The following is a 12,979-nucleotide window of genomic DNA, read 5'->3' as shown; positions in this document are numbered from 1 at the left end:
GTTTACTTACCCTGGCCCAGCTTCTCTAGACGGGCTGCCTCGTCCATCTCGATGGCGGACTGGATAACAGCTTCAAGGTCACCGTTAATAACAGCGTCCAAATTGTAGGACTTGTAACCGGTACGGTGATCCGCGATGCGGTTTTCGGGAAAGTTGTAGGTGCGGATACGCTCTGAGCGGTCCATAGTACGCACCTGGGAGTGACGCTTTTCAGCGTTTTCAGCGTCAATCTGCTCCTGCTGCCAAGCGAGCAGACGTGCACGCAGCACACGCATAGCGGCTTCACGGTTCTGAATCTGTGACTTCTCGTTCTGCATGGCGACCACGATGCCGGTGGGCAGGTGGGTAATACGGACAGCTGAGTCGGTGGTGTTCACCGACTGGCCACCGGGGCCTGATGAACGGTAGACATCGATCTTCAAATCATTCTGGCTGATCTCGATTTCCTCGGGCTCATCGACCTCGGGGAAGACCAGCACACCAGCAGCTGAGGTGTGAATACGTCCCTGAGATTCCGTCGCGGGAACGCGCTGGACACGGTGAACACCGCCCTCGTACTTCAGGTGAGCCCATACGCCCTCAGCGGGATCGGTGGAGTTAGTCTTGATCGCGACCTGGGCGTCCTTGTAGCCGCCCACATCGGTGCTCTGTGCCGAAATCATCTCGGTCTTCCAGCCCTTGGACTCGGCATAGCGCATGTACATGCGCAAGAGGTCTGCAGCAAAGAGGGATGCCTCGTCGCCGCCTTCTCCGCCCTTGACCTCAAGGATGACGTTGCGGCCATCGTCCGGGTCACGGGGAATCAGCAGACGGCGTAGCTTCTCTTCAGCTACCGGTAGCTGGGCTTCTAGTTCTTTAACCTCTGCTGCGAAGTCTTCATCTTCAGCTGCCATTTCACGGGCCGCTTCGATATCATCGCGCAGGGTATTGACGCGTTTGTAGGCTTCAACAATACCGTTGAGTTCAGCGTAGCGGCGCCCTAGTTTGCGGGCCTTACCCTGGTCAGCATGCACCGCGGGGTCAGCCAGTTGCTTCTGTAGGTCGGTGTGCTCATCGAGCAGACCCTGGATTGAGTCAATCACGTCTCTTGTGCCTTTATCTTGATGGCGCCCGATACCCGGGCGCAAAAACTTGATGGTTAAGCGGCTGAGCACCACCCCACACTCGGGGTGGTGCTATCGCTCGGTTACTCTGAGTGGCCCAGTCCGCTCTTGGCAACGGTCAGCAGGAACTCAACGTTAGAGCCGGTCTCGCGTAACTTGGAGAGCAGGACAGAGAGTGACTGCTCAGGGTCCATGCCAGCCAGTACACGGCGTAGGCGCCACATGATCTTGATTTCGTCAGCTGAAAGCAGGTTCTCCTCGCGACGGGTACTTGAGGCGTTCAGGTCGATGGCGGGGAAGATACGCTTGTCAGCGAGCTGACGTGAAAGGCGCAGTTCCATATTGCCGGTACCCTTGAATTCCTCGAAGATGACCTCGTCCATCTTTGAACCGGTCTCAACCAGAGCGGTAGCGAGAATGGTTAGCGAGCCGCCCTCTTCGATGTTGCGGGCAGCGCCGAAGAAACGCTTGGGCGGGTAGAGCGCAGCGGCATCAACACCACCCGAGAGGATACGACCTGATGCAGGAGCTGCCAGGTTGTAGGCACGCCCCAGGCGGGTCATGGAATCCAGCAGAACCACGACGTCGCGACCCTGCTCGACCAAACGCTTGGCACGCTCAATCGCCAGTTCGGCCACGGTGGTGTGGTCGTCTGCGGGGCGGTCAAAGGTTGAGGCAATAACTTCACCGTTCACAGTGCGCTGCATATCGGTGACTTCTTCGGGGCGTTCGTCCACTAGAACCATCATGAGGTGAACCTCGGGGTTATTGGTGGTGATTGCGTTGGCGATGGACTGCAGCATTAAGGTCTTACCGGCCTTAGGCGGTGCAACGATCAGACCACGCTGGCCCTTACCGATGGGAGCGACAAGGTCGATGACGCGGGTTGAAATCTTCTTAGCATCGGTTTCCAGGCGCAGACGCTCGTTGGGGTAAAGCGGGGTGAGCTTATTGAACTCACGGCGACCCTTAGCCTCTTCTGGAGTCATACCGTTGATGCTGGTCAGCTGCACCAAGGCGTTGAACTTCTGGCGGCTGCTGTTATCGTTCTCGCGGGGAGCGCGAATGGTACCGACCACGGCGTCACCCTTGCGCATACCGTAGCGCTTGACCTGGGCCAAAGATACATAGACATCGTTGGTACCGGGCAGGTAGCCGGAGGTGCGCACGAAAGCGTAGTTATCGAGCACATCAAGGACACCAGCTACAGGGACCAGCACGTCATCTTCGGTGATTTCAGGCTCATCGAAGTCACGGCGGTTGCCTCGACGGTCGCGGCGTTCGTTTTGACGGTCGCGGCGGTTTTTGCGGGCGTTGCGGCGATCCTCGTCGGGACCATTGGTAGAGGAGCGTTCTGAACGGTTATCGCGCTCTGAACGGTCGTTACGGTCACGGCGGTTGTTCTTGCGGTCCCCACGCTCTGAGCGGTTCTCCCGCTCGGACTTCTCACCGTTCTCCTCAGCGGAGTCGGTTGCAGCGGTCTCGTTCTTTTCGCCGGCGTCCTGGTTGCCCGAGATCTCATTCTCAGGGCGGCCACGGCGGCGATCGTTGCGGTTACGAGTGCGAGTGCGCTTGGTGCCGTTTTCGCCGTCAGTCTCATCAGACTTCTGGTTCTTTTGGCCGGCTGAGGCGTTCTTTTCAGATTCAACGGCGTCCAGCGCTGCTTCTACAGCTTCCAGACCGGAGGTCTCGGCCTGGGGTGCACCTGCGCTGCTCGCGCGGCGGTTACCGCGGCGCTGAGTACCGGTGCTCTCTTCAGTCTTTTGCTCGGCAGGAGCCTCTGAGGTTTCAGCCGTAACTTCAACCTTAGCCGAGGTCTTACGGGTGCGGGTGCGCTTGGGCTTCTCTTCTGCTACTACAGTTTCTGCAGTTGCGTCTTCAGTCTTAGCTGCAGTTTTGCGGGTGCGCTTGGGCTTTTCCTCAGCAACGGGAGCCTCGTCGCGATCAGCGACTGCTCCGCCACGCTGATGGGTGGTAATAGCCTCAACTAAATCGGACTTGCGCATACGGCGCGCACCGGTAATGCCCAGCTGTGAGGCGAGGGACTGGAGCTGAGCTAGTTTGAGGGTGCTCAGACTGGGAGCTTTATTGTCAGCCGCGTTTGCGGTCTCCGTACCTGCGGTGAGGTCGGTAGTTTCTGCCACGAAGATTCCTTCTTTCGAAATGCGTTTGGTTTCGCGGGGCGGTAGGTCGGGCTGCCTCAGACTGGCTGGCCCTTGCCCTGGGAGTGCGGTAGACACAGTGCTCTCGTCAGCACTGGTGAGGCTACCGCTGGGGCGTTGACTGCTCTGATAAACGCGCGGCTACGCGCTTAGAGCAGAGAAACACTGGTTTTCGGTGATCCGAGAGTGTTAGGGAACGGTAGAGGTACGGGCTTCACGCGGCTCTAAACCGTGGGTAAGAAGAAAGCTGGGCTTCATGCCCTGGGGCATGAAAGCTCTGAGGCTTCATTCTTCATGTGTAAGCATAACACCTTCTGTGTCGATATCAACGGGTAGCACGCGCCAGCTGATAGGTGAGCTTTCATACTCATTAATATCCGATGTGCTGGTGAGTCTTTCAATGGCGTCAAGGACGCTAGCACGTTCTTCCTTGCCATTAGCCAGCACCATAACGGTGGGGCCGGCGCCCGAGATGACAGCTGCGTAGCCTTGGCCGCGCAGAGCCGATACGAGTGCTGCACTGGGTTTCATGGCGACCGCCCGGTAGGGCTGGTGTAGCAGGTCGGAGGTGGCAGGTAGCAGGAAGTCCGGGTAGGTAGAGACCGCCTGGGTGAGCAACGCCGCCCTGCCCGAGTTGATTGCCGCTTCGCGGTGCGGCACGGTCTCGGGGATGAGGCCGCGGGCAATCTTAGTGGGCACCTCGTAATCGGGGATAGCTACAACCGGTAGCACCCGATCATGAGCCGCGATGGGCAGACAGTGCCAGCCGCCGTCTTCTGCGTAGGACACCACCAGCTGGCCGTACAGTGAGGGTGCCACGTTATCCGGGTGCCCTTCCATTCCCGAGCAAAGCTGGAGTACAGCATCATCATCCAGGCGCAGCTCTTCAGGCAGCAGGCCGTTGGCCGCGGTTACCCCGGCAACGATTGCGGACGCAGATGAGCCCATACCCCGTGAGTGCGGGATACGGTTGTGAGCCTTAATATGCAAGCCGGGTAATTCCAGCAACCCCACTGCCTTCCAGGCTGTCTGCATAGCCTTAACTACCTGGTGGCTAGCGTCCTGAGGTACCTTGTCAGCCCCCTCACCGGTCACTTCAAAAGTGAGCCCAGACTCTGTGCGCGTGATAGTCAGGTCATCGTAGTGAGCCAATGCCAGGCCCAAGGAATCATAACCCGGTCCAAGGTTAGCCGAGGAAGCCGGTACCCTCACCGAAACTGCGCAGCCCACAGGAATGATATCGGGTGACAGCGCCGGTTCATTAGAGTCATCGATGATGGGGAGGTTCATAGTCAGGGTGCTCCTAGTAGTAACTGGCGCTTAGTCTTCAACGCGGATAACGGAGGTAATCTCGTTGACGGTATCAAGAGCGTCAACTACTGCCATGGTTTTGCGCAGGTTGGAGTCGGTAGCCCGGTGCGTCACGATACGAATGATCGCGTGCGCGGTTTCACCGTCACGCTTCTTGGTCTGACGCATGGTTTCGATCGAGACGCCGTGCTCGGCAAAGATACGGGCGATATTAGCGAGCACGCCCAGCTTGTCCTCCACCACGATGCCCACAGAATAGCGGCAAACAACGTCGCTCATGCCGGTAGCCGACAGGTCAGCGTAGGAGGATTCAGGAACGCCAGGGCCGCCCAACACTAGGCGACGGGAGAGGGAAACAAAGTCACCCAAAACGGCTGATGCGGTAGGAGCGCCGCCGGCACCGGGGCCGTAGAACATCAGCTCTCCGGCATTATCTGCCTGCACAAAGACAGCGTTGAACGCGCCGTGAACATTAGCGAGAGGGTGATCTACGGGCACCAGGGTGGGGTTGACCCGGATGTTAACTCCATCGCCGTCCCGTTCACAGACTGCCAGCAACTTGATCACGTAACCATCGGCTTCTGCAGCCTGCACATCATCAGCGGTAATGGAGGTGATGCCTTCGCAATGAACATCATCAATGGTGAAATCTGAGTGGAAGGCCAGGGAGGCAACAATCGCCGCCTTGGACGCCGCGTCGTGCCCCTCAACATCAGCGGTGGGGTCAGCCTCGGCGTAGCCCAGACGCTGAGCCTCAGCCAGGGCGTCCTCAAACTGGGCACCGGTGGTGTGCATTTGGTCAAGGATGTAGTTGGTGGTGCCGTTCATGATGCCCAGCACGCGGGTCACGCGGTCACCTGCCAAGGAATCACGCAGGGGGCGCAGAATTGGGATAGCACCAGCAACAGCCGCTTCATAGGACAGCTGCGCACCGCTCTTAGCGGCAGCCCCAGCGAGTTCCACGCCGTGCTTAGCCAGCAGAGCCTTGTTACCCGAGACCACCGACTTGCCTGCTTTCAGAGCGCGCAAGATGCGCTCGCGGGCTGGTTCGATACCACCGGTCAACTCAATGACCACATCAGCAGCGTCAATCAGCGCCTCTGCATCGGTGGTGTAAAGCGAGGGATTAGCAGAGTAGTGACGTTTGGCTGAGGTATCACGCACCGCAATACCAATCAGCTCAATCTGCGCGCCAATACGTTCGCTCAGCACCTGAGCATCTTCGGTGAGCATACGAGCTACCTGAGAGCCGACGTTACCGGCACCCAGCAGAGCAACTTTAATGGACGGGACGGAGCTCATAGGCTTCTCTCCTGAAATTGGTTTCACACTTAGACTAGCCCGAGGTCACGGGCCAACATATCTTCTTCGGTTTCACGTCGCACGATAGCACGAGGAGCCTTAGCTCCAGAGGTAGCAATCACCGGCGGGCGGGTGAGGTAGTTGTAGTTAGAGCTCATGACGTGGTTGTAGGCTCCGGTCCCGGGCACCGCCAGGATATCCCCCGCAGCCAGGTCAGCAGGCAGATAGCAGTACCGAATCACGATATCGCCTGATTCGCAGTGTTTACCCACCACGCGGCTAAGAATCTGCTCCCCGGCAGGTTCCCTGTTAGCCAGGGTCACCGCGTAGTCAGACTCGTAGAGGACGGGGCGGGGATTATCGCTCATACCGCCATCTACCGAGACGTAGCGGCGCACGCGGGTATCCCCGTTCTCGTCTTCAATCGCCACATTTTTGATGGTGCCCACGGTGTAGAGGGTGATACCCGAAGGGCCAGAAATTGACCGACCTGGCTCAAAGGACAGGTGCGGTATAGCCATACCAACGTTGGCGCAGGTCTTAGAGACCATGTCCGCAAGTTCGGTAGCGATTTCAGCGGAGCCGCGCGGGGCGTCCTGCTCGGTGTAACCGATGCCGTAGCCGCCGCCCAAATCAATTTCGGGAAGCACAAACCCAAAGCGTTCGTTGAGCTGCTGCATATAGGTCAGCACCTTCTGGGCAGCGGCACCAAAGCCATCTGCCTCAAAAATCTGTGAACCAATGTGGCAGTGCAAACCGCGCAAGTCAATGCTCTCTGACCGGTGGGCCAGAGCGACTGCCACGGTCGCGTAAGCATCCTCAGCGGTGATACCCAGTTCGTTGAGCTCCACTACGGTAAGGCCAGCTAAAGGAGCCGTGCCCGCTGCCATAGATTGACCAAACTTCTGATCCTCGTGCGCGGTGGCGATGAAGTCATGCGTTGAAGCATGGACGCCGGGGGTGACACGCAGCATCACCGGGGCGACAAGGCCCATCTCGGCGGCGATACTGGCAATGATTTGAACCTCGGGGACTGAGTCAGCCACGATACGCCCCACCCCGTAATCCAAGGCTCGACGAATTTCAGCTACCGACTTGTTGTTACCGTGCAGGGCGATACGCTCCCCCGGAACACCCGCGCGCTGAGCGAGAGCAAGCTCGCCACCAGAAGCGGTATCCAGATAGAGCCCCTCATCTTCTGCCCATTTTGCTACAGCTGTGGTGAGGAAGGACTTACCGGCATAGTAGACCGAAACTTCTGCCCCGTGGGCCGCAAAAGCGGTTTCAAACGCCGAGCGAAACTCGGTAGCGCGAGCACGGAAAGTGTCCTCAGAAAAGACATAGGCGGGGGTTTGAAACTCTTCAACCAGGGCAGAAACCGGAGTTCCATCAACGGTCAGCTCACCGCTTTCAGCACGCTTGAATGAGGGCATCCAGATGCTACGGAGCAGGTGAGCAGGCTGTTGCGGGTAGGTTAGCCAGCTCGGGGCGAAGAGAGCGGGTTCGGCGCCCATATTACATTTTCTCCGGAGCTGAGACACCCAGCAGGCCCAGGCCGTTGGCCAGGACCTGGCGGGTTGCGTTGTTCAGGAGCAGACGGGCACGGTGCAGGTCAGTGATTTCTTCTTCACCCTTGGGAGCCACAGGTGAGACGCCGTACCAGCGGTGGTAGGCACCTGCGAGGGTTTCCAGGTAGCGAGCGACGCGGTGGGGTTCGCGGAAGTCAGCTGATTCTTTGACAGCACCAGCGAACTGACCCAATGCTGCCAGTAGCGCTGAGTCAGCCTCGGTGCTGAGCTGAGCGACATCGTATGAATCAGTGGTGACGCCGGCGAGTTCTGCATTACGTGCTAGGCCACAGGTGCGGGCGTGGGCGTACTGAACGTAGAAGACCGGGTTCTCGTTGGACTGCTTGGTCAGCAGGTCCAGGTCAATGTCGATGTTGGAATCTACCGAGTAGCGGGTCAGTGAGTAGCGGGCAGCATCTACACCTACAATCTCGACCAGGTCTTCCATGGTTACCACGGTGCCGGCGCGCTTCGACATACGCACGGGCTTGCCGTCTTTGACCAGGTTAACCATCTGGCCAATCATGACCTCAACCATATCGGGATCATCGCCCAGAGCTGCAGCTGCTGCCTTCAGACGGGCCACATAGCCATGGTGGTCAGCGCCCAGCATGTAAATTGCTAGATCAGCAGGGTTTTCGGCGCGCTTGGTCTTGTCCTGGAAGTAGGCGATGTCGCCAGCAATGTAAGCAGCGTTGCCATCTGACTTGATAACCACACGGTCCTTGTCATCTCCGAAATCGGTAGACTTCAGCCACCAGGCGCCGTCCTTGAAGTAAAGATTCTCAGATTCCTTGAGCTTCTCTAGCAGCTCGTCAACTTTGCCGTCCTCGAAGAGAGAGTTCTCATGGAAGTAAACATCGAAGTCTACGCGGAACTCGTGCAGGGACTGCTTGATCTCCTCGAACATCAATTCAACGCCCACCGAACGGAAGACTTCCTGGGGGTCCTCAGCGCTCAGCGCATCAGGGTGGGATGCCAGAACGCGGTTGGCGATATCGGTGATGTATTCGCCTCCGTAGCCGTCTTCAGGAGCTGCCTCGCCTTTGGCGCGGGCCAGCAGAGACTTGGCGAAGCGGTCAATCTGGTTGCCATGATCATTGAAGTAGTACTCACGCACAACGTTGGCACCCTGAGCTTCCAGGATGCGAGCTAGTGAGTCGCCCACAGCTGCCCAGCGGGTACCGCCCAGATGGATAGGGCCGGTGGGGTTAGCCGAGACAAATTCAAGGTTAATGGTCTTCCCAGCCAGCACATCACTGCGGCCAAAAGTCGACCCCTGATCGAGAATCGTCACAGCCAGCTCACCGGCAGCCGCGGCGTCCAGCACAATGTTCAAGAAGCCGGGGCCAGCAATATCAACAGAAGCAATCCCATCTAGCTCGGAGATACGGGTAGCTAAAACCTGCGCAACCTCGCGGGGGTTCTTACCCACCTTCTTAGAAATCTGCAAAGCAACATTGGTTGCCCAGTCACCGTGGTCACGATTCTTAGGGCGCTCAACACGCACAGCAGGTGCGGTTTCGCCATCAGCAAGGGTCAGTTCACCGGCGTCAATCGCTGCATTCAGCGCGCCGTCAATAGCAAGTGAGAGTTCTTCGGGAGTCATAGCCACCAGTTTACAGGGTTATAGGCAACCCCCTAAGTACGGTTCACAATGCGGCTGGTTGGAGTACCTGCCTTTAACAATGAAAACAAGCCATGGAAAACTCCAGCTCTATTTGGGAACCATTTCGCCTACACAGATGCCCTCTCTCGGCTCAGTCATCCAGCTAGTTTCTCAGTGTCAGCTGAGCCTGAACCCAGCCAATGATTCTTTCCCAGGCCTTTCGGTCTGCATAGATAGCAGGGTCAGCGTGCTCAGCACCGGGGACCAGAAGCAGCTCGGTAGCCACTCCCCGACCCCCCAAGGCTCGGTGGGCTTTTTCAGACTGGTTGGGTGGCACACAGGTATCGCCCGTACCGTGCACGTAGAAAACCGGTGCGTGCCTTCTGTTCCCAGTTCTTTCTGCCTGCTGAGCCAGGTCGATAGGGTGAGCCTTTGACCAGTTAGTCTCCGCCGCGCTCCCGACGGGAGCTGGATAGGGACTACCCAGCAACCGCCATTCCGCCCCGTCGTCCTCAGGATGATTCCGATCAAAGCCACAGGCTACACGGTCATCGAAAATGGTACGCAGATCAGAAACGCCGTAAATGCTAACGGCACAGCTCACTGAGGACGAAGCATGAGCTGGTATGTCTGCTGCGGGAAACCCTTCAAAGTAGGGGTCCTTGAGAGCCGTGCTTGCCGCGGCCAACTGCACCAGGTGACCGCCGGCAGAGCCTCCTGCCAGCGCTATCTTAGCGGGATCGAAGCCCAAGATTTTAGCGTGCTGCTTTAGATAGCGGATGGCTGCTTTGACATCGTGAATTTGGGCAGGAAAGAGAGCCTCATGTGAAAGGCGGTAGTTGATGGTGGCCGTAGCGAAACCGGCTGCCTGGAAGTATTCGCGGATCTTGTGTACATCATTATCGGAGCGGTGAAAAGAGGACTTGTCACCGAAGCGCCAGGCTCCCCCGTGTACGTAAATCAACAGAGGCGAAGTGGGAGTGGTACCGGGGTAGTAGTCGTAGGTTTGCGAGGGGTTTCCCTCCTCACCGTAGTTACCAGAGATAAAGTGCGCTGCCATGTGCTACCCTTTCTGACCGCACCCGGGTGGCTCTGCCCGGCGTCCTCTCTAATGTAACCGCTAGCGGAGCGCCAGTGAAAATGCTTCAGATGTTTCTGGTAAAGTTATGTTCCGTTCGCTGTGATAACAGCGGATATAGTTGAATAAATGAATATGCCCCCGTAGCTCAGTGGATAGAGCACCAGTTTCCGGAGCTGGGTGTCGAAGGTTCGAATCCTTTCGGGGGCACAGCTTAAACCCGCACTTACAGCAGTAGGAGCGGGTTTTCTGTTATTTGAGACCGACAACAAGAACTAACTCAACCCCAAAGCCCTCATCATTCTCTAGGTAGAGAGCTGTATGATTCTCCCCTCCAGCGTGAGGGTAAAGGTCAGCAAAAAGCTCTGTCCAACCATGTTTGGGGGCTTGCTCTTTGATCTCTTCAAGCCGTTGCGAGTTCGCACAATTGAGAGCCAAGTGGTTAAGACCAGCACGAGTGCGCTGATGATTACCGCTAACGTCCGGGGATTGTTCAAGCACAAGATAGGAACCGTCGGGCGCACGCCATGAAGTTCCACCTTCCCAGGCTTGATAGCGGGTAAATCCGAGCTGTTCCATTAGCCAGTCCCAGCAGGTTTTGGCTGCCTTAAAATCTGTAGTCCACAGCTCGATATGGTGAACATTTGCCCGCGGCGGCACCGTTTTGTCTCGCAAACGCGCCGCTATCACAGCGTCGTAAGCCTGCCCATCGTAGAAAAATTTTTCTCGTTCGACCCCCTCAACCGTGAATCCTGCGGCTGCGGCAACTGCGCCGGAGGCCGGGTTATTGGTCCGGTAGCCCAGCTCAAGACGTCGCAACCCCGGTGATGTTTCCTCGGTCAGAACACTGCAATCAAATAAGCCCTCTCTGAACTGCACCTCGGATTGCCGAGACTGCTCTCCTAAGGTCCAATCACAAACAGCGCGCACACTTTCTTTCATGGCACCTGTCCCCCGAATAACCGGGGCTGACCAGTAGTAAACCCAGCCACGGTCAGGCTTACCCTCGTCATCTTCAGCAGTAACCGTTACTGCTACCAGCCCCGCAAGCTTCGCTTCACAATCGAGCGCAAAAACACTTCGCCCCTCAGCAGGGAGCAACGAACTTTCGATATGCCGGCGAGCATCTTCAAGGGACAACAAAATCGGTAGCTGCCGTCGCAGGTCCTCAACCTGCTGGTAAAGCTTGAGCAGATCAGCGGCGTCCGAAACCTGCCAGTATCTTAGGTGCATCATTGCCCCTCTCACGGTCTTCCTGTGCTCACTATAGAATAGAAGGCAACCTTGCCAGAAACTTTTGGAGAAGAAACCCGTGACCCTCAACACCCCTCACATTGCCCCCAACGGCGCTGAAATCGCTGAGACCATCTTGCTCCCCGGCGACCCGCTGCGTGCCAAGTTCATCGCAGAGACCTATCTTGAGAACGTCACCCAGTTCAACACCGTGCGCAACATGTTCGGCTACACCGGTGAATTCAAGGGGCAGAAAGTCTCGGTCATGGGTACCGGCATGGGTATCCCCTCAGCCTCCCTCTACACCCACGAACTCATCCACTTCTTTGGAGTCAAGCGTCTGATTCGTATTGGCACCTGCGGCGGTCTTTCTGACGTTGTCGACACCTTCGATATCGTTGTAGCTGCCTCTGCCTCCACAGACTCCAACTTCATGGCGCACTACAAACTACCCGGCACTTTCGCTCCTACCGCCTCCTGGTCGTTGCTCTCAGCAGTAGCACAGGAAGCAGAGAAGCAGGGCGTGAAACTGAACGTAGGCAACGTGCTCTCCAGCGACGTCTTCTACAAGTCCGACTTCTCCGATAACAAGAAGTGGGCAGACATGGGCGTTCTCGCCGTTGAAATGGAAACCGCGGGTATCTATGCGGTGGCCGCAGCCGCCGGCGTGGAAGCTCTGTCAGTTTTCACCGTCTCAGACCATCTCTTCAAGGGCTCAGATACTACCGCTGAACAGCGAGAGACTTCCTTCACCGACATGATGGAGCTGGTCCTGCCCGTAGCAGCCGGTCTCTAACCAATCTAAAGCGGGGTTGGTTACGCCAACCCCGCCTTTTTTATACCCTGTCTTTGCCCCGAATCATCCAGGCGGCAAGAACCCCACCCAGTAACCCAAAGAGGTGAGCCTGCCAAGAAATGCCGGCGCGCACGCCCACCAGCCCAAAGAATATACTTGCCCCGTAGACCGCGATTACCAGCACAGCCAGCACGACGCGCAGCAACTTGCCGCTACCCCAGTCGGTAAAAAAGGCACCGGCAACTAGGTAGCCAAAGTAGCCAAAGACCAGCCCGGAAGCGCCCACGGTCACCACGCCCGGTGCATTTACCGCCCATGCTCCCAGCCCAGCAACAGTCGCCACCAGCAGGCTAACACTGAGGAAACGGCGAGCGCCCTCCAAAGAAATCAGGGCACCAAGAACAGCCAATGAGAGAGTATTACCCACCAGGTGACGCAATCCGGAGTGAATGAAGGGTGCGGTAAAAATACCGCCTAAGCCGGCCAAATTCCAGGAGCGAATTCCCAGCCAGCCCAAGCTGCCCGGCACAACAAAAGAAATAGCGTATGCCGCCCACATGATGCCCAGCAGTATCACCAGCGGGGTAAACACACCGGCGTTTATTACAGGCCCTCGCCCCTTAGCCGGCGAGTTGGCATCTGGCGCATTGCCCATCTGCTGATAGTGGTGCGTTCGTGCTTCTTTGAAACGCTCCCAGAAATCTGACATTAGCGGGTAACTCCTTCGAGCGGTCCTCCGGCAGCTCGCCAGCCAATAAGCCCTCGGCTTCTGCTAGCCGACTCAAAGCCTCGTTGGGTGAGCAGGTTGGTAGCACGC

Annotated in this window: 10 protein-coding genes and 1 tRNA gene; 2 read left to right on the top strand and 9 right to left on the bottom strand. The window is 57.4% G+C overall.

Annotated features, from left to right (window positions below):
- Window positions 1-2: 2 nt before the first annotated feature.
- The 7 genes from prfA to ABD982_RS03670 all read right to left on the bottom strand — a co-directional run bounded on the left by prfA (window position 3) and on the right by ABD982_RS03670 (window position 10,115).
- Complete coding sequence (gene prfA, locus ABD982_RS03700) at window positions 3-1,082, bottom strand: peptide chain release factor 1 (protein ID WP_345444842.1); 1,080 nt, start codon at window positions 1,080-1,082, stop codon at window positions 3-5.
- A 104-nt stretch (window positions 1,083-1,186) separates the two neighbouring features.
- Entirely contained in the window at window positions 1,187-3,247 is a 2,061-nt protein-coding gene (gene rho, locus ABD982_RS03695; RefSeq protein WP_345444840.1) for a transcription termination factor Rho, read from the bottom strand.
- A 303-nt stretch (window positions 3,248-3,550) separates the two neighbouring features.
- The gene (gene thrB, locus ABD982_RS03690; protein WP_251379018.1) at window positions 3,551-4,555 is read right to left on the bottom strand and encodes a homoserine kinase; all 1,005 of its coding nucleotides are present in this window, start codon (window positions 4,553-4,555) and stop codon (window positions 3,551-3,553) included.
- 30 nt (window positions 4,556-4,585) lie between these two features.
- Complete coding sequence (locus ABD982_RS03685) at window positions 4,586-5,878, bottom strand: homoserine dehydrogenase (protein ID WP_251379019.1); 1,293 nt, start codon at window positions 5,876-5,878, stop codon at window positions 4,586-4,588.
- A gap of 29 nt (window positions 5,879-5,907) precedes the next feature.
- Window positions 5,908-7,392 (bottom strand): diaminopimelate decarboxylase family protein, encoded by a 1,485-nt coding sequence (locus ABD982_RS03680; RefSeq protein WP_345444837.1) that lies wholly within the window; start codon window positions 7,390-7,392, stop codon window positions 5,908-5,910.
- Window position 7,393: 1 nt separating this feature from the next.
- Window positions 7,394-9,055: an arginine--tRNA ligase gene (argS, locus tag ABD982_RS03675; RefSeq protein ID WP_345444835.1), complete on the bottom strand. Its 1,662-nt coding sequence runs from the start codon at window positions 9,053-9,055 to the stop codon at window positions 7,394-7,396.
- 163 nt (window positions 9,056-9,218) lie between these two features.
- A complete protein-coding gene (locus tag ABD982_RS03670; protein WP_345444833.1) occupies window positions 9,219-10,115 on the bottom strand; it encodes an alpha/beta hydrolase fold domain-containing protein in 897 nt (298 codons plus the stop codon).
- Between the two features lie 155 nt (window positions 10,116-10,270).
- Here ABD982_RS03670 and ABD982_RS03665 point away from each other — a divergent pair.
- Window positions 10,271-10,343: transfer RNA gene (locus tag ABD982_RS03665), tRNA-Arg, on the top strand.
- Window positions 10,344-10,385: 42 nt separating this feature from the next.
- Here ABD982_RS03665 and ABD982_RS03660 read toward each other — a convergent pair.
- Window positions 10,386-11,369 (bottom strand): GNAT family N-acetyltransferase, encoded by a 984-nt coding sequence (locus ABD982_RS03660; protein WP_345444831.1) that lies wholly within the window; start codon window positions 11,367-11,369, stop codon window positions 10,386-10,388.
- A gap of 76 nt (window positions 11,370-11,445) precedes the next feature.
- On the opposite strand from ABD982_RS03660, the gene deoD reads away from it, so the two are divergent.
- Window positions 11,446-12,162 (top strand): purine-nucleoside phosphorylase, encoded by a 717-nt coding sequence (gene deoD, locus ABD982_RS03655; protein WP_345444829.1) that lies wholly within the window; start codon window positions 11,446-11,448, stop codon window positions 12,160-12,162.
- A gap of 40 nt (window positions 12,163-12,202) precedes the next feature.
- On the opposite strand, the gene ABD982_RS03650 is transcribed toward deoD, so the two are convergent.
- Window positions 12,203-12,871 (bottom strand): rhomboid family intramembrane serine protease, encoded by a 669-nt coding sequence (locus tag ABD982_RS03650; RefSeq protein WP_345444827.1) that lies wholly within the window; start codon window positions 12,869-12,871, stop codon window positions 12,203-12,205.
- Window positions 12,872-12,979 lie beyond the last annotated feature (108 nt).

Origin of the sequence: Rothia endophytica (genome assembly GCF_039543885.1) — a bacterium.
GTDB classification, from domain to species: domain Bacteria; phylum Actinomycetota; class Actinomycetes; order Actinomycetales; family Micrococcaceae; genus Rothia; species Rothia endophytica.
The sequence above is the reverse complement of the archived record's forward strand: the minus strand, read 5'-3'. Positions and strand labels throughout refer to the sequence as shown.

Bases quoted from the DNA above. Each gene is read 5' to 3' on its own strand.
- ABD982_RS03650 (WP_345444827.1), bottom strand. From the start codon at position 12,871: ATGTCAGATTTCTGGGAGCGTTTCAAAGAAGCACGAACGCACCACTAT.
- ABD982_RS03685 (WP_251379019.1), bottom strand. From the start codon at position 5,878: ATGAGCTCCGTCCCGTCCATTAAAGTTGCTCTGCTGGGTGCCGGTAAC.
- ABD982_RS03680 (WP_345444837.1), bottom strand. From the start codon at position 7,392: ATGGGCGCCGAACCCGCTCTCTTCGCCCCGAGCTGGCTAACCTACCCG.
- ABD982_RS03670 (WP_345444833.1), bottom strand. From the start codon at position 10,115: ATGGCAGCGCACTTTATCTCTGGTAACTACGGTGAGGAGGGAAACCCC.
- ABD982_RS03660 (WP_345444831.1), bottom strand. From the start codon at position 11,369: ATGATGCACCTAAGATACTGGCAGGTTTCGGACGCCGCTGATCTGCTC.
- argS (WP_345444835.1), bottom strand. From the start codon at position 9,055: ATGACTCCCGAAGAACTCTCACTTGCTATTGACGGCGCGCTGAATGCA.
- thrB (WP_251379018.1), bottom strand. From the start codon at position 4,555: ATGAACCTCCCCATCATCGATGACTCTAATGAACCGGCGCTGTCACCC.